This window comes from Pseudomonas mediterranea CFBP 5447 (assembly GCF_000774145.1).
GTDB lineage: Bacteria > Pseudomonadota > Gammaproteobacteria > Pseudomonadales > Pseudomonadaceae > Aquipseudomonas > Aquipseudomonas mediterranea.
Window position 1 is genome coordinate 1,460,792 of record NZ_KN322987.1, and the last position, 16,666, is coordinate 1,477,457.

The window sequence follows — 16,666 nt, forward strand, 5'->3', positions numbered from 1 at the left end:
TTTATCGGGGATTTATCCCCAATCCCCTCGCCACAAAAGCACCTTCACCTCTGCGCTATTGCTTGCCCACCGCAAAGTTGGGCAACTCCCCCACCGGTTGATCGAACTGGTAGGGAATCGACACCAGCCCCAACCCGGTATTGCGTTGCACCACGAAGTGCAGGTGCGGCCCGGAGCTGTTGCCGGTGTTGCCCGATAACGCCAATGGCGTGCCCACCGCCACCCGCTGCCCTTCCCGGACGCTCACCGAACCTTTCTGCAGGTGCAGGTAGACGCCCATGGTGCCGTCATCGTGCAGCACCCGCACAAAGTTGCCCGAAGGGTCATCGCCACGACCCGTCTGTGCATTCTCGGTCTTGATCACCACGCCGCCCCGCGCCGCAATGATCGGGGTGCCTACGGGCATGGCGATGTCCATGGCGTAGCGGTTCTTCGGACCGTAGTGGCTGTACTGGCCGTTAGCGCCCTGGCTCAGCCGGAACGGCCCACCGCGCCATGGCAACGGATAGCGATAGGCCTGTGCCGCGTCTGCCGGGTCGCCCAGGGAATATTCGAACCTGGGGGTGTACATCAACGGTTTTCCGGGCTGGATGGCCATGAGCAGCGCCAGGCGCAGGTTGCTGCGCGCCGGCAGGACCCGCCGAATCGGCCGGCTCGGTGCCCCGCTCACATTGTCCAGGCCGGCGAAACTCAACTCGATCTCCACCGGTGCGTACAGGTCATTGCGCACGAACACCGCGTCCGCGCCCTTCTGCTTCTTGATATCGAGAAACACCTGGCGCTCCAGGTGTTCGACCATGCGGTCGCGAAACACGAACACCTGGGCCCCTCGGCTGGGGCGGTCGCTATAGGACACCACGCCGTTGGCATCGGTGGATTTGTAGATGGTCATGGCCATGGCCGGAGCGACGGCCATCCACAGGGCGCAAGAACACAGCAGGCGCAAGAACATAAACGGGTCGCTTAATCAGACATAGCGACCAGACTAGCAGGCGGCTGAGGTGTTTGTGTGAATCACCGCCGTCCAGGCGTTGTTCCTGATCGATCCGGGATAATCACCGTGAGAAGAAGATCCGGAGAACCAACGGCGCCGTCCGCCACACGGTCAACCATGGCCCAGGTCGCAGCGCCCCCTCTCAGGGATGAAAACACAACCGGTACCCCATACAGGATTTGTCCCTCGGCGATGTCCGACGCCCGTACGGTATGGCGTAATACAAACTCGGTGCCAAGACGGTCGCCAACAAAGATCAGTATCGCCACATCACCCGCCACCATCCCCTGTGTCTTGAGCTGTATCGGAATACTGCCGCCCTCATCAATGGGCAGCAGGTAGATCGGGTGACGTCCGCCATTCCCATCCGCATAACGTGGCTCGGGCGTGGATAAGTCACCGGCAACCCTAAGCTCAAGCAGTGGGGATGTCAGTGTGCCGCTCGTGGATTGCACCGTATAGATAACCCGGACGCTTGCGTACTTGATCGGCGTCAGGAACGCAGGCCCGACCGGCAGGACCACATCCTCCAACGGGCCCGAGCCGACAGTCAGGTGCTTGATGAAACAGGTATCGGCGTTGGAGCCCCACCAATAGACAGAAATCAGGGCACCCGGCGTCATCGATGCCGAGGCCCTGATTCGCAGCTGGACCCCTTGCGAAAGCACAGTCAGCGGAATCTCTCCTCCGACAGCCTCGTCCACCACCGGTTTGTAGATCGGTCCTTCGACCGAGAACAGCTCGGTTGGAGATTTCGACTCTTCGTATTCCAGGTAAAAATAGTAAAGAGCCACCTGCTGCCCTCGAAACGCCAGTGCCCGAGCAGCCGGTACTTCCACGACGGTGTCCTGGTTCTCTTCCTGAACCGTTCCTCCTTCGCCAAATGTCTCCGGACTCTCCATGGAAGAGAGAATTACTTGATATCGGCCACCCACTCGCATTCCGTCGATAAAGGGAAAGCGAATCGTCAACCCGTTCTCCAAACTGGCGTATGAGATTTTCCCGTCTACAGCTTCATCAATCGAAGCGGGAAGTAGCGGACTTTGGCCCTGGCTGAATGCTTCGGCGATCCGGTTTCTTTCTTCCAGGTTGATGAACTTGGTCATCGTCGGCTCCTGTCCTGTCGGGTACGCACGAAAAGTGCGTTGTTCACGACAACTTAGGAGGCAAGGCCCAATAAATAACCTGTAGGAAATGACAGTCCAGACAAGCGGTGTCATGCCGCCGATTAGCTGTTTAGGCTCCGGGCCCCATTGCGAGCAGGCTCGCTCCCACAGGGGATCTCCGCTATAGCGAGATCGGTGTGGGAGCGAGCCTGCTCGCGATGGCGGACCAATAAGCGCCGCTGGATCAGGCGCCCGGTACGAAGTGCTTCTGCGCCGTGCCGCGGGCGATCAGGCGGGAGATGTAGTCGAGCTTCTGCGGGTCTTTGTCGACGAAGCGGAAGGTCAATTGCAGCCACTCGCTGTCCGGCGTCTGTTCGTGGGCGACGATGGCGTGCAGGTAGCCGTTCAGACGCGCGGTTTCGGCGTTATCGCCCTGCTCCATGTCCAGTACCGAGCTCTCGAGCACTTGCGGCAGGGTATCGGAGCGCTTGACCAGCAGCAGCGCTTCCTTGAGGCTCAAGGCCTTGATCACGCATTGCTGGGTGCCGCTGGACAGGCGCAACTGGCCCTGACCGCGGTTGGCGCCGGCAGCAGCGGACGCGACAGGGGCCTTGACCGGCGGGCTGTTGAGCAGGCCACGGGCCGGCGCAGCGGCAGCGGCTGGGGCGGCAGCGGCTGGCCTGGCGGGGGGTGGGGGCGGGTGGGGCCGGGGCAGCAGCCGCGGCGACCGGAGCCGCCTTTCCGCCCGTCAGGGCACTGAGGGAATCATTGCCGAACGCCGAGTTCATCTTGGTCGGCGCGCTGTTCATCAGGGTGTCGAGCTTGCCGACCTTGTGCAGGGCCTGCTTGACCTTGGTCAGCAACTGTTCGTTGGTGAAGGGCTTGCTGACATAGCCGGAAACGCCGGCCTGGATCGCCTGGACCACATTTTCCTTGTCACCACGGCTGGTGACCATGACGAACGGCATGCCCTTGAGGTTGTCCTGCTGGCGGCACCAGGTCAACAACTCCAGACCGGACATTTCCGGCATTTCCCAGTCGCACAGCACCAGGTCGAACGCCTCGCGGGCCAGCAGGGCCTGGGCTTTTCTGCCGTTCACTGCATCTTCGATACGGATGCCCGGGAAGTAATTGCGCAGGCACTTCTTCACCAGGTCACGAATGAACGACGCATCGTCCACGACCAACACACTGACCTTACTCATCCAGATACACCTCTAAAAAATCCCGGCAAGCATACCGCTTTTACTGATGGCACATCGCCAAAAACCGTCAGTCACGCCGGGACTTTTCGTTCACGGGGTGCTGCTGTCGATAAAAAAAATGGCAAAAAAAAGCCCGACCAGAAGGCCGGGCGCTTTTCTTGGCAATCCTACTTATCGTCAGGTTCACCCGGAACATTAGGGGTTTCGGACGGGCTGCCTTCAACTTCTTCCTTCATGCGCTTGAGCCCCATGTGCCGTACGTCGGTACCGCGCACCAGGTAGATCACAAGTTCGGAGATGTTGCGCGCATGATCGCCGATACGCTCCAGGGAACGCAGCACCCAGATGATGCTCAGCACCCGGGAGATCGAACGCGGGTCTTCCATCATGTAGGTCGCCAGCTCACGCAGGGCGGTCTTGTATTCGCGGTCGATGATCTTGTCGTACTGGGCCACCGACAACGCCAGGTCGGCGTCGAAGCGGGCGAAGGCGTCCAGGGCATCGCGAACCATGTTGCGGACCTGGTCGCCGATATGACGAACTTCGACATAGCCCCGTGGCGCCTCGCCTTCTTCGCACAACTGGATGGCGCGGCGGGCAATCTTGGTGGCTTCGTCGCCGATCCGCTCAAGATCGATCACCGATTTGGAAATGCTGATGATCAACCGCAGGTCGGAAGCGGCCGGCTGGCGGCGAGCCAGGATGCGCAGGCACTCTTCGTCGATGTTGCGTTCCATCTGGTTGATCTGGTCGTCGATCTCGCGCACCTGCTGGGCCAGGCCGGAGTCGGCCTCGATCAGCGCGGTCACCGCGTCATTGACCTGCTTTTCCACCAGGCCGCCCATGGCCAGCAGGTGGCTGCGCACCTCCTCCAGCTCGGCGTTGAACTGGGCGGAAATGTGGTGAGTAAGGCCTTCCTTCGAAATCATGGGTTTGCTCCGCAAAAGCTGTGAGCTGCAAGCTTCAAGCTGCAAGCTGATTTGTGTCGTTACGCTGAACTGCTCTTACTTGCCGCTTGAAGCTTGCGGCTCGCAGCTGCCACTAGCCATAGCGGCCGGTAATGTAGTCTTCGGTCTGCTTCTTGGCCGGATTGGTAAACAAGGTGTCGGTATCGCCGAATTCCACCAGTTTGCCCATGTACATGAAGGCCGTGTAGTCGGAAACCCGCGCCGCCTGCTGCATGTTGTGGGTCACGATGACGATGGTGAACTTGGACTTGAGCTCGTAGATCAGCTCTTCGACCTTCAATGTCGAGATCGGGTCCAGGGCCGAGCAGGGTTCGTCGAGCAGCAGCACTTCCGGCTCCACGGCGATGGTGCGGGCAATCACCAGGCGTTGCTGCTGACCACCGGACAGGCCCAGGGCCGAATCATGCAAACGGTCCTTGACCTCGTCCCACAGTGCCGCGCCCTTGAGGGCCCATTCCACGGCTTCGTCGAGAATGCGCTTCTTGTTGATGCCCTGGATGCGCAGGCCGTAGACCACGTTTTCGTAGATGGTTTTCGGGAACGGGTTGGGTTTCTGGAACACCATGCCCACGCGACGGCGCAACTCGGCAACGTCTTCGCCCTTGCGGTAGATGTTGTTGCCGTAGAGGTTGATTTCACCTTCGACGCGGCAACCGTCCACCAGATCGTTCATGCGGTTGAAGGTGCGCAGCAAGGTCGACTTGCCGCAGCCCGACGGACCGATGAACGCGGTCACGCGTTGTTTCGGGATATTCAGGCTGACGTCGTACAGTGCTTGCTTCTGGCCATAGAACAGGCTCAGGCCAGGCACTTCGATGGCGACGGTTTCCTCGGCCAGGTTCAGGCTCTGCTTGTTGCGGCCCAGGGCCGACATGTTGATGCCGTGTGTATGTGCTTCGTGTTGCATGGGCTCACTCCGTTCGTAGCTGCAAGCTTTGAGCTGCAAGCTGCAAGTTTGGGCAAAAGCGGCTTCTAGCTTGCCGCTTGTAGCTATTGGCTGTTAGCTATCCAACGCCTTGTACTTCTCGCGCAGGTGGTTACGGATCCACACGGCCGACAGGTTCAACGTGGCGATCACTATCACCAGCAGCAGCGCCGTGGCATAGACCAAGGGTCGCGCCGCTTCGACGTTCGGGCTCTGGAAGCCCACGTCATAGATGTGGAAGCCCAGGTGCATGATCTTCTGGTCCAGGTGCACGTAGGGGTAGTTGCCATCCAGGGGCAGCGACGGCGCCAGTTTCACCACACCCACCAACATCAGCGGCGCCACTTCACCGGCGGCGCGGGCCACCGCGAGGATCATGCCGGTCATCATCGCCGGGCTCGCCATGGGCAGGACGATTTTCCACAGGGTCTCAGCCTTGGTGGCGCCAAGGGCCAGGGAGCCTTCACGCACGGTACGCGGGATTCGCGCCAGGCCTTCTTCGGTCGCCACGATCACCACCGGCACCGCCAGCAATGCCAGGGTCAACGACGCCCAGAGCAGGCCCGGCGTACCGAAGGTCGGTGCGGGCAGCGCTTCAGGGAAGAACAGCCGATCCAGCGAGCCGCCCAGCACGTAGACGAAGAAGCCCAGGCCGAACACGCCGTAGACAATCGCCGGGACACCCGCCAGATTGTTGACCGCGATTCGGATGACCCGGGTCAAGGTGTTCTGCTTGGCGTATTCACGCAGGTAAACCGCCGCCAGCACGCCGAACGGCGTCACGATCATCGCCATGATCAGGGTCATCATCACCGTGCCGAAAATCGCCGGGAAGATCCCGCCTTCGGTGTTGGCTTCACGGGGGTCGTCGCTGAGGAACTCCCAGACCTTGCTGAAGTAGAAACCGAGCTTGGTGAAGGTGCCCATGGCGTTCGGCTGGTAAGCGTGCACCACTTTGCCGATGCCGATCTCCACTTCCTTGCCGTTGGCATCGCGGGCAGTCAGGCTGTCGCGGTTGAACTGCGTGTGAAGGTCGGCCAGGCGCGCTTCGATTTCCTTGTAGCGCGCATCGAGCTCGGCACGTTCACTGGCCATATCGGCCTGAGCCGCGGCGTCGAGCTTGCCCTCCAGCTCCAGCTTGCGACCGTGCAAGCGGATACGCTCCAGGCCGGCGTTGATGGCGCCGATGTCGGATTTTTCCAGGGTCTTGAGCTCGGCGGCGAGCTGGTTGACCCGCGCAATGCGCGCCTGCAACTGCGGCCAGGCGGCCTCGCCCTCGGCGACGACCTTGCCTTCTTCCTTGACGTTGACTAGGTAGCCGTAGAAATTGCCCCACTCACGGCGCTCGATGGCCATCAGTTCCGGCGGCGTGGTCTGGTCGCTCAGCCAGTCGCCGACGATCCAGGTGAAGTCGGTGCCGTTCAGGTCCCGGTTGCCGACCTTGATCAGCTCGCGGGTCATGAACTCGGGGCCTTCGTCCGGCACCGGCAGGCCGGCGCTCTTCAGGCGCTCACGAGGCACTTCTTCCTTCTGCACCACTTCGCCGACCACCAGGTGCGCGGGCATGCCCGGCACGTTGTAGTTGGCGTGGATCAGGTCCGCCGGCCAGAAATGACCCAGGCCGCGCACGGCGATCACCGCCAGCAGGCCAATGGTCATGATGACCGCGATGGACACCGCGCCGCCGCTGATCCAGACGCCGGGGGCGCCGCTCTTGAACCATCCTTTCAGGGAGTTCTGTTTCACAGACTTCTACCTTTCTTAAAGCGACGAATATTTCTTGCGCAGACGCTGACGGATCAGCTCGGCGAGGGTGTTCATGACGAACGTGAACAACAGCAACACCAGCGCCGACAGGAACAGCACACGGTAGTGGCTGCCGCCGACCTCCGATTCGGGCATTTCCACCGCCACGTTGGCCGCCAGGGTCCGCAGGCCTTCGAACAGGTTCATTTCCATGACCGGCGTGTTGCCGGTGGCCATCAAGACGATCATGGTTTCGCCCACCGCACGGCCCATGCCGATCATCAGCGCCGAAAAGATGCCCGGGCTGGCGGTGAGGATCACCACGCGGGTCATGGTCTGCCAAGGCGTGGCACCCAGGGCCAGGGAGCCCAGGGTCAGGCCGCGCGGCACACTGAACACGGCGTCTTCGGCGATGGAGTAGATGTTCGGGATCACCGCGAAGCCCATCGCCAGACCCACCACCAGGGCGTTGCGCTGGTCGTAGGTGATGCCCAGGTCATGGGAGATCCACATGCGCATGTCGCCGCCGAAGAACCAGGCTTCCATGTACGGGCTCATGTACAGCGAGAGCCAGCCCACGAACAGGATCACCGGGATCAGCAACGCACTTTCCCAACCGTCCGGTACCCTCAGGCGAACGGACTCCGGCAGGCGGCTGAAGACGAAACCGGCCACCAGGATGCCAATCGGCAACAGCATCAGCAGGCTGAAGATGCCCGGCAGGTGCCCTTCGACGTAAGGTGCCAGGAACAGGCCGGCGAAGAAGCCGAGGATCACCGTCGGCATGGCTTCCATCAATTCGATCACCGGCTTGACCTTGCGGCGCATGCCGGGGGCCATGAAGTAGGCGGTGTAGATGGCGGCGGCCACCGCCAGCGGTGCAGCCAGCAACATGGCATAGAACGCGGCTTTCAGCGTACCGAAGGTCAGCGGCGACAGGCTCAGCTTGGGTTCGAAGTCGGTGTTGGCGGCGGTCGATTGCCAGACGTATTTAGGCTCGTCGTAGTTCTCGTACCAGACCTTGCCCCACAATGCGCTCCAGGAGACTTCCGGGTGCGGGTTATCCAGCAACAGCGGTTTCAGCTTGCCGCCCTGCTCCACGATCAGCCGGTTGGCCCGGGGCGACATGCCGAACACGCCCTGCCCATCGACCACTTGATCCACCAGCAATGTGCGGTGGGCGGTGCTATGGAACACCCCCAGCTTGCCGGCGGCGTCGAGGGCGACGAAGCCTTTGCGACGCTCTTCGGCGGTGATCTCGACAATGGGCGCGGTGCCCATCTGGAAGGTGCGGATCTCTTTCAGGCGTTGCTCGCCGTCAGGGTCCCGGGCCATGAACCACTGGGACAGACCGCCCTTGGAGTCGCCGACGATCAGCGAAATCCCGCCCACCAGTTGGGTCGCAGTGGTCACCTGGGCGTCGGCGTTTTCCAGCAATTTGTAACGGCCATTGAGGCTCTTGTCCCGCAGGCTGAACACGTCGGCCTGGGCTCGACCATTGACCACATACAGCCACTGCTGGCGCGGGTCGACGAAGATGTTCTTCACCGGCTCGGTCATCTGCGGCAGGTCGATGCGCGTCTGCTCGCTGGTGACTTCACCGGTCATCATGTTCTCTTCGCTGGTGATCGACAGCACGTGCAACTGGGCACCGCTGGAACCGGCGATCAGCAGGGTCGAATCGGTGGCGTTGAGGCTGACATGCTCCAGCGCCGCGCCCTGCTCGTTCAAGACGATAGGCGTTTCGCCGTAAGGGTATTCGACGGCCGGCGAGATGGTCTTCTTGCCGTCCGGGTAGCTGACCTTATACGTATGACGGAACACCAGGGCCTGGCCATTGGACAGACCGATGGCCACCAACGGGCTGCCAGGCTGGTCTTCGCCAATGGACGTCACGCTGGCGCCGGCGGGTACCGGCAGGTCGACACGACGCAGCTCGGCACCGCTGTCGATGTCGTAGAACAACGCCTGGCCCTTGTCGGAAACCCGCATGGCGACCTGGTTCTGTTCTTCGATGGCGATCATCAGCGGCTTGCCGGCGTCCTGCATCCAGGCCGGCGTGATCGAGTCCTTGGCGGTCAGGTCCGCGCCCTGGAACAGGGGCAACACTACATAGGCCAGGAAAAAGAAAATCAGGGTGATGGCCGCCAGGACGGCAAGTCCGCCGACCAGGACGTACCAGCGGGTCAGGCGGTCCTTGAGCGCACGGATACGGCGCTTGCGTTGCAACTCAGGCGTATTGAAATCAATGCGCTTGGGAGGGGAAGTCGTAGTCATTGTGGAATTGGCCAGATCATTCATGCGCACACCCTAGCGATCCTGTATGACAGAAAGATGACAATGCAGTGACGCAACAAATCCGCCGCCCGTGGAAACTGGCAGCGGAGAGGAAATTAGTGTCTATGGGGGCGGGTCAGCTCGCGAAAGCGGTGTATCAGCTTGCATCCCTGGAGGATGTGCCACCGTCTTCGCGAGCAGGCTCGCTCCCACAGGAGCCCGGGCTCAGGTGTTACTGCTTGGCGACGTTGCCGCCTTCCGACAGACCCAGGTCAGCCAGTGCCTTGGCGGCTACTTTGGCTGGCAGTGGGATGTAGCCATCCTTGACCACGACTTCCTGGCCTTGCTTGGACAGGACCAGCTTCACGAACTCGGCTTCCAGCGGGGCCAAAGGCTTGTTCGGAGCCTTGTTGACGTACACGTAGAGGAAACGCGACAGCGGGTACTTGCCGTTCAGTGCGTTTTCTTCGGTGTCTTCGATGAACTCGCTGCTGCCTTTCTTGGCAAGGGCCACGGTTTTCACGCTGGCGGTCTTGTAGCCGATGCCCGAGTAACCCACGCCGTTCAGCGAGGAGCTGATCGACTGAACGACCGAAGCCGAGCCAGGTTGTTCGTTGACGTTTGGCTTGTAGTCGCCTTTGCACAGGGCTTCTTCCTTGAAGTAGCCATAGGTGCCGGATACCGAGTTGCGACCGAACAATTGAACCGGCTTGTTGGCCAGGTCGCCGGTCACACCCAGGTCGCCCCAGGTCTTGACGTCAGCCTTGGCGCCGCACAGGCGGGTGGACGAGAAGATCGCATCGACCTGTTCCATGGTCAGGTGCTGGATCGGGTTGTCCTTGTGCACGAATACAGCCAGGGCGTCCACGGCAACCGGGATAGCAGTTGGCTTGTAGCCGTACTTCTGCTCGAAGGCCTGCAGTTCGTTGTCCTTCATCTTGCGGCTCATCGGGCCCAGGTTGGAGGTGCCTTCGGTGAGTGCGGGCGGCGCGGTGGAGGAACCGGCGGCCTGGATCTGGATGTTTACGTTCGGGTATTCCTTCTTGTAGTTCTCGGCCCACAAGGTCATCAGGTTTGCCAGGGTATCGGAGCCGACGCTGGACAGGTTGCCCGACACACCAGTGGTCTTGGTGTAACTCGGGATCGCAGGGTCAACAGCAGCAACCGCGTTGGCAGTCGCAACGCCAGCAGCGACAAAAGTCATTGCCGCCATCAAACGCTTCAGTTTCATGCCTTACTCCTAGCAGATAGGGTGTGTTAAGTCGGCCAAGTATCGGTAAGCCGTGTGAACACTCTATGGCTGAAATATGACAATTGGATGAAAGGCCAGCATTGAGTTTTACAGGATGATTCGCAGAGTCCCCCTATCGCGAGCAGGCTCGCTCCCACAGGGAATGCATTCCAAATGTGGGAGCGAGCCTGCTCGCGATGAAGCCAGTAAAGTCGATGAAAAACGGAAGGCTAGCGCCCTTTCTTCCACAGATAACCACCCACCACCATCCCGACCCCACACAACACCGCCACATAATAAGCCGGCCCCATCGGGCTTTCCTTGAGCAGCAGGCTGACGATCATCGGCGTCAGGCCGCCGAAAATCGCGTAGGCCACGTTGTAGGAGAACGACAGGCCGCTGAAGCGCACCACCGGTGGAAAGGCCTTGACCATGACGTAGGGCACCGCCCCGATGGTGCCCACCAGCAGGCCGGTGAGGGCATACATCGGGAACAGCCACTGCGGATGGTCGGCCAGGTTGTGGTAGAAGGTCCAGGCACTGACCAGCAATGCGGCGCAGCCGAAGACGAAGACCCGTCCTGCACCGAAGCGGTCCGCCAGGGCACCGGCCAGGATGCAGCCGATGCTCAGCATCACGATCGCCACGCTGTTGGACTGCAAGGCAGTGGTCGGCGCGAAATGGTAGACCGTCTGCAGGACCGTCGGCGTCATCAGGATCAATACCACGATGGCCGCGGACAACAGCCAGGTCAGCAGCATGGAAATAACAATGGCACCGCGGTGGTCGCGCAGCACCGCGCGCAGCGGCACTTCTTCAGCCAGGGCCTTGCGCAACTGCAGCTCGGCGAACACCGGGGTTTCGTGGAGCCACTGGCGCAGGTACACCGAAAAGAGGCCGAACACACCGCCCAGCAGGAACGGAATGCGCCAGGCGTAATCCGCCACTTCCACCGGCGTATAGAGGGTGTTGATCGCGGTGGCCACCAAGGAACCCAGCAGGATCCCCGCCGTCAGGCCCGACGTGAGGGTGCCGCAGGCATAACCGATGTGGCGCCCCGGAACGTGTTCGGACACGAACACCCAGGCCCCCGGCACTTCACCGCCAATGGCCGCGCCCTGGATCACCCGCATCAGCAACAGCAGGATCGGCGCCCACATGCCGATCTGCGCGTAGGTCGGCAACAGGCCCATGATCAGGGTAGGCACGGCCATCATGAAGATGCTCAGGGTGAACATCTTCTTGCGCCCCAGCAGGTCACCGAAGTGAGCCATGACGATCCCGCCCAGGGGTCGAGCCAGGTAGCCGGCGGCAAAGATGCCGAACGTCTGCATCAGGCGCAGCCACTCGGGCATGTCGGCCGGGAAGAACAATTTGCCGACCACGGTGGCGAAGAACACGAAAATGATGAAATCGTAGAACTCCAGGGCGCCGCCCAAGGCAGACAGCGACAGGGTCTTGTAGTCGTTGCGGGTCAGCGGACGGGCGGGTTGCGCAGGGGCTGCCGTGCTCGAAGGCGCAGTGGTCATGGCGAAGGCTTCTCTTATAGTCGGTTCTGCAACCCGGAAATCGGGGCTGTAGCGGTTCGGCACGATAGCAAATTGTTGGAAAAAGCACAGGGAGGCGCGTCATTCTCGGTCGAAATCAGAACCGGGTGGTCGTCTCGACGGCTATCGCCCGATATACTCGCAGGCTTGCGACACTCTGTAAGGGGTTGCTGTGCGAAAACGTCGTTGGTGGTGCAGGGTTCGTAGAAGAAAACACCAGGGCCAGCCGGTTTCGCAGAGTCTCCCTTTAGCGCGCCTTTCGAAAAACGTGACGAACGCAATGTGTTCGGGCTGAATCGTTTTTTACAAAGACGGCTATTCACCTGAAGTACAAGACAGAGTTACGGGTCAGAGGCACCCCCGGCATGATAGAGCTCGAACAAGAAGATCCAATCCCGCAAGGCGACCTTGCCCTGCAAATCACCGCGCTTCCCCGCGACACCAACGGCTTCGGCGATATCTTCGGCGGCTGGCTGGTGTCCCAGATGGACCTGGCCGGCACGGCGATGGCCAGCCGGGTAGCCGGCGGGCGCGTGGCGACCGTGGCGATCGATCGCATGGCGTTCCTGGTGCCGGTGGCCGTAGGCGCACAGCTGTCGTTCTATACCCAGACCCTGGAAATCGGCCGCAGCTCGATCCAGATGATGGTCGAGGTCTGGAGCGACGACCCGCTGTCCAGTGAATGGCGCAAGGTGACCGAGGCGGTGTTCGTGTTCGTCGCCATCGACGGCAGTGGTCGCACCCGTTCGGTTCCGCCGCGCGCTCGTTAAACGCGACGGCCGTTTTGTGGTCCATTGCGGTTCCTGTTCCTGAACGAGGTTTGCAGTATGCCCACGCCCAATGTCGAAGCCGTCAAACTGGATGAACTCAATGGCTGGCGTATCCGCCACGGTCAGGCCGAGTTGCTGGTGGCCCAGCAAGGCGCGCATATCCTCAGCTATCAAGTGGATGGCCAACCGCCGCTGATCTGGCTCAACGACCAGGCGACCTTCAAGGCTGGCAAGAGCATCCGCGCCGGCGTGCCGGTGTGCTGGCCATGGTTCGGTAACCTGACCCGCAACCCCGACAGCGTCCAGGCCATGCGCGTGAGCAACGAGCCGGCCACCGCCCACGGCCTGGTGCGGGCGATGGATTGGGAATTGAAAGGCATCGAGGTCGAGGGCGAAGGCCTGAAAATCCAGTTCGTACTGCCCTACCCCGAGAACGGCCTGGCGGGCTGGCCTCATCAGGTCGACCTGACGCTGACCATCGTGATGGACGCGCAACTGCACATCAGCCTCACCAGCCATAACCGCGGCAGCGAAACCGTCAGCCTCAGCCAGGCGCTGCACAGTTATTTCGCCGTGAGCGACGTGCGCAACGTGCACGTCGAAGGCGTGGCCGGCTTGAACTACATCGAAACCCTGGACGATTGGAACACCGCCACCCAGTCCGGTGACCTGCACTTTGCCGGCGAGACCGACCGTGTCTATCTGAATACCCCGGCGACACTGAGCATCGTCGACCCCCATTGGGAACGGCGGATCGAACTGACCAGCAGCGGCTCACGTTCGGCGGTGATCTGGAACCCCTGGACCGAACGCGCCAAGGCCTTCAGCGACATGGCCGACGATGGCTGGCAACGCATGCTGTGCATCGAGACGGCGAACGTGATGGACGATGTGGTGACGTTGTTGCCCGAGGCCAGTCATACCCTGGGCGTGAGCATCAGGAGCAAACCGCTCTAAGCCCCATCACATCCCTCTGTGGGAGCGAGCCTGCTCGCGATAGCGATCTGTCAGCCAACATCAATGCCGAATGGGCCACCGCTATCGCGAGCACGCTCGCTCCCACAGTCTCTGGCGTCGTACACAAATATCCTCTATCCAGCAGTTCCACNCTATCGCGAGCAGGCTCGCTCCCACAGGGATTTGTCTCGGGTCGGCCCGGCGGTTACAGATCCGCCTCCTGCACCACCCGCACCTTCTCCGCATCCAGCGCATACGCCGCGCTCGCCAGGTCGTTTTCGACCTTTTCGATCTTCAGCGTGCCGGTCACCCACAGCGGCGTGTAGATGTCGTCCAGCTTCAGGCCCTTGGGGTAGCGCACCAGCACCAGTTGGTTAGGCGGCGGTGGCGGGACGTGGATGCAGGCGCCGGGATAGGGCACCAGGAAGAACAACGTACTGCGGCCCTTGGCGTCGGTTTCCAACGGCACCGGGTAACCGCCGATGCGGATGTGTTTGTCGTTCATCGAGGCCACGGTCTTGGTCGAATACATCACCGCCGGCAAGCCTTTGCTTTGCTTCAGGCCACCCTTGTTGGTGAAGGTGCCATTGGCTTCGGGGGAGTTGTGGTCGATCTCGGGCATGGCCTCGAGGGCTTTCTGATCCGACTTGGGCATCAGTTCGAGCCAGTCGGTTTCCGGCAGCTCGGCAGCATGGGCCAGGCCACTGCCCAGCAGAAGAAGGGTCAACACTAGACGGCGCATGAAAGGGCTCGGCAATGAGTGATGGATGGAACGCCGGGCATTCTAGCCCCCTGCGCGCGCCGTGCGCAGAGGGCTTTGTCGCATTGACTCAGTTTCTTTTGATCAGGCCGTAGATCACCAGCAGCACGATCGCGCCGACCAGGGCACCAATGAAGCCGGCGCCTTGCCCGGCCTGGTAGATACCCAGGGCTTGGCCGCCATAGGTGGCTGCCAGCGAACCGCCGATACCGAGCAGGATGGTCATGATCCAGCCCATGCTGTCATCGCCTGGTTTCAGGAAGCGTGCCAGCAGGCCAACGATCAAGCCGATGAAGATGGTTCCGATGATTCCCATGGCAATTCCCCTTTTGAGTGAGATAGCCAAAGCCTAATCAGACTTTGGCACCTTGCCATGAGAGAATCCGGCCGACGAATGGTTCCAATCGTGTTGCAGATTATTGCTCGGCGATCAGCGTCTCGACCTTGATGATCTGCTGGGCCAGCGTCGCCCGGTCAGCACAACGCAGGTTGGCGTGACCGACCTTGCGCCCGGCCTTGAACGCCTTGCCATAGTGATGCAGATGGCAGTCGGCAATCGCCAGGACCTTTTCGGTGTCCGGTACCTTGCCGATGAAGTTCAGCATCGCGCTTTCGCCGACCTTGGCGGTCGATCCCAGCGGCAGCCCGGCGACCGCCCGCAGGTGGTTTTCGAACTGGCTGCACTCGGCACCTTCGGTGGTCCAGTGCCCGGAGTTGTGCACCCGCGGCGCGATTTCGTTGGCCTTGAGACCGCCGTCCACTTCGAAGAACTCGAACGCCATCACGCCGACGTAGTCGAGTTGCTTGAGCACACGGCTGGAGTAATCCTCGGCCAGGGCCTGCAGCGGATGGTCGGTGCTGGCCACGGAGAGCTTGAGGATGCCGTCCTTGTGGGTGTTGTGCACCAGCGGGTAGAAACGGATTTCACCGTCGCGGGCACGCACGGCTATCAGCGAGACTTCGCCGGTAAACGGCACGAAACCTTCCAGCAGGCAGCCCACGCTGCCCAGCTCGGCGAACGTACCGGCGACGTCTTCAGGGTTGCGCAGGACTTTCTGGCCCTTGCCGTCATAACCCAAGGTGCGGGTCTTGAGCACGGCCGGCAAGCCGATGGCAGCGACGGCAGCTTCCAGGTCGGCCTGGGATTGAATGTCGGCAAAGGCCGGGGTGGGAATGCCCAGGTCCTTGAACATGTTCTTCTCGAACCAGCGGTCGCGGGCAATGCGCAAGGCTTCGGCGCTCGGGTAGACCGGGACGAACTGGGACAGGAAGGCAACGGTCTCGGCCGGGACGCTCTCGAACTCGAAGGTCACCAGATCGACTTCATCGGCCAGTTGGCGCAGGTGATCCTGGTCGCCGTAGTCGGCCCGCAGGTGTTCACCCAGCGCGGCGGCACAGGCGTCCGGCGCCGGGTCCAGGAAAGCGAAGTTCATCCCCAGCGGCGTACCCGCCAGGGCCAACATGCGACCCAACTGGCCGCCACCGATTACACCGATCTTCATTCGTCAACAACCTCAGGCAATGCGTGGGTCTGGATTGTCCAGGACGCTGTCTGTCTGCTCAGCGCGGAATTTTTTCAGCACGGTATGGAACTGTGGATGCTTGGCGCCCAGGATGCTCGCCGACAACAGAGCGGCGTTGATCGCGCCGGCCTTGCCGATGGCCAGGGTCGCGACCGGAATGCCGGCCGGCATCTGCACGATGGACAACAGCGAATCGACGCCCGAGAGCATCGACGACTGCACCGGCACGCCCAGCACCGGCAGGTGGGTCTTGGCCGCACACATGCCTGGCAGGTGAGCCGCGCCACCGGCACCGGCGATGATCACCTCGATGCCACGGGCCTCGGCTTCTTCGGCGTACTGGAACAGCAGGTCCGGGGTGCGGTGGGCAGAGACCACTTTCACCTCATAAGGGATGCCGAGCTTTTCCAGCATATCGGCGGTGTGGCTAAGGGTGGACCAATCGGACTTGGAGCCCATGATCACGCCAACCAATGCACTCATCAATGTGCCTCTTCTCTCTGGGCGCCCGCAGGCGCGTCAAAAAACAACAAGCCACGCGGGAAACCGGCGTGGCTTGTTGTACGAATAGTGGCCGATCCGAACCGGCCGAAGGCCGCGCAGTATACCGCAATGAAGCAGATAAACAGCCCCTGTCGCGACCATCTGTCATTTGTG

General features: G+C 61.4%; 14 protein-coding genes and 1 pseudogene. 2 read left to right on the forward strand and 13 right to left on the reverse strand.

All coding sequences use genetic code 11. The features are described 5' to 3' along the window. Positions 1-55 precede the first annotated feature (55 nt). The 9 genes and pseudogenes from N005_RS26350 to N005_RS26390 form a co-directional block, all read right to left on the reverse strand. Entirely contained in the window at positions 56-952 is an 897-nt protein-coding gene (locus N005_RS26350; protein ID WP_047703854.1) for a peptidoglycan DD-metalloendopeptidase family protein, read from the reverse strand. A gap of 62 nt (positions 953-1,014) precedes the next feature. Further along, entirely contained in the window at positions 1,015-2,100 is a 1,086-nt protein-coding gene (locus N005_RS26355; protein WP_052126478.1) for a hypothetical protein, read from the reverse strand. 244 nt (positions 2,101-2,344) lie between these two features. Beyond that, a pseudogene (locus tag N005_RS26360) lies at positions 2,345-3,305 on the reverse strand (response regulator). A gap of 167 nt (positions 3,306-3,472) precedes the next feature. Further along, a complete protein-coding gene (gene phoU / locus N005_RS26365; RefSeq protein ID WP_047703855.1) occupies positions 3,473-4,234 on the reverse strand; it encodes a phosphate signaling complex protein PhoU in 762 nt (253 codons plus the stop codon). Positions 4,235-4,346: 112 nt separating this feature from the next. Next, positions 4,347-5,180, reverse strand: a complete 834-nt coding sequence (gene pstB / locus N005_RS26370) for a phosphate ABC transporter ATP-binding protein PstB (protein ID WP_047703856.1) — start codon at positions 5,178-5,180, stop codon at positions 4,347-4,349. A gap of 93 nt (positions 5,181-5,273) precedes the next feature. After that, positions 5,274-6,944 (reverse strand): phosphate ABC transporter permease PstA, encoded by a 1,671-nt coding sequence (gene pstA / locus N005_RS26375; protein WP_047703857.1) that lies wholly within the window; start codon positions 6,942-6,944, stop codon positions 5,274-5,276. Positions 6,945-6,959: 15 nt separating this feature from the next. Further along, positions 6,960-8,993, reverse strand: coding sequence for an ABC transporter permease subunit (locus N005_RS26380; RefSeq protein WP_193753950.1), 2,034 nt, complete (start codon positions 8,991-8,993; stop codon positions 6,960-6,962). Positions 8,994-9,453: 460 nt separating this feature from the next. Beyond that, positions 9,454-10,452 carry a phosphate ABC transporter substrate-binding protein PstS gene (locus N005_RS26385; RefSeq protein ID WP_047703859.1) on the reverse strand — a complete coding sequence of 333 codons (999 nt, stop codon included), beginning with the start codon at positions 10,450-10,452 and terminating at the stop codon, positions 9,454-9,456. Between the two features lie 230 nt (positions 10,453-10,682). Continuing rightward, a complete protein-coding gene (locus N005_RS26390; protein WP_047703860.1) occupies positions 10,683-11,981 on the reverse strand; it encodes an MFS transporter in 1,299 nt (432 codons plus the stop codon). Positions 11,982-12,364: 383 nt separating this feature from the next. On the opposite strand from N005_RS26390, the gene N005_RS26395 reads away from it, so the two are divergent. Continuing rightward, complete coding sequence (locus N005_RS26395) at positions 12,365-12,769, forward strand: acyl-CoA thioesterase (RefSeq protein ID WP_024777863.1); 405 nt, start codon at positions 12,365-12,367, stop codon at positions 12,767-12,769. 57 nt (positions 12,770-12,826) lie between these two features. Further along, complete coding sequence (locus tag N005_RS26400; RefSeq protein ID WP_047703861.1) at positions 12,827-13,726, forward strand: D-hexose-6-phosphate mutarotase; 900 nt, start codon at positions 12,827-12,829, stop codon at positions 13,724-13,726. 205 nt (positions 13,727-13,931) lie between these two features. Here the strand turns inward: N005_RS26400 and N005_RS26405 are convergent, their stop codons facing one another. The 4 genes from N005_RS26405 to purE all read right to left on the reverse strand — a co-directional run bounded on the left by N005_RS26405 (position 13,932) and on the right by purE (position 16,492). Further along, positions 13,932-14,468 carry a DUF3299 domain-containing protein gene (locus N005_RS26405; RefSeq protein WP_047703862.1) on the reverse strand — a complete coding sequence of 179 codons (537 nt, stop codon included), beginning with the start codon at positions 14,466-14,468 and terminating at the stop codon, positions 13,932-13,934. Positions 14,469-14,556: 88 nt separating this feature from the next. Beyond that, positions 14,557-14,802, reverse strand: coding sequence for a GlsB/YeaQ/YmgE family stress response membrane protein (locus N005_RS26410; RefSeq protein WP_003187057.1), 246 nt, complete (start codon positions 14,800-14,802; stop codon positions 14,557-14,559). 100 nt (positions 14,803-14,902) lie between these two features. Further along, positions 14,903-15,988, reverse strand: coding sequence for a 5-(carboxyamino)imidazole ribonucleotide synthase (locus N005_RS26415; protein ID WP_047703863.1), 1,086 nt, complete (start codon positions 15,986-15,988; stop codon positions 14,903-14,905). Positions 15,989-16,000: 12 nt separating this feature from the next. Further along, positions 16,001-16,492 carry a 5-(carboxyamino)imidazole ribonucleotide mutase gene (gene purE, locus N005_RS26420; RefSeq protein WP_003196369.1) on the reverse strand — a complete coding sequence of 164 codons (492 nt, stop codon included), beginning with the start codon at positions 16,490-16,492 and terminating at the stop codon, positions 16,001-16,003. Positions 16,493-16,666: the final 174 nt, after the last annotated feature.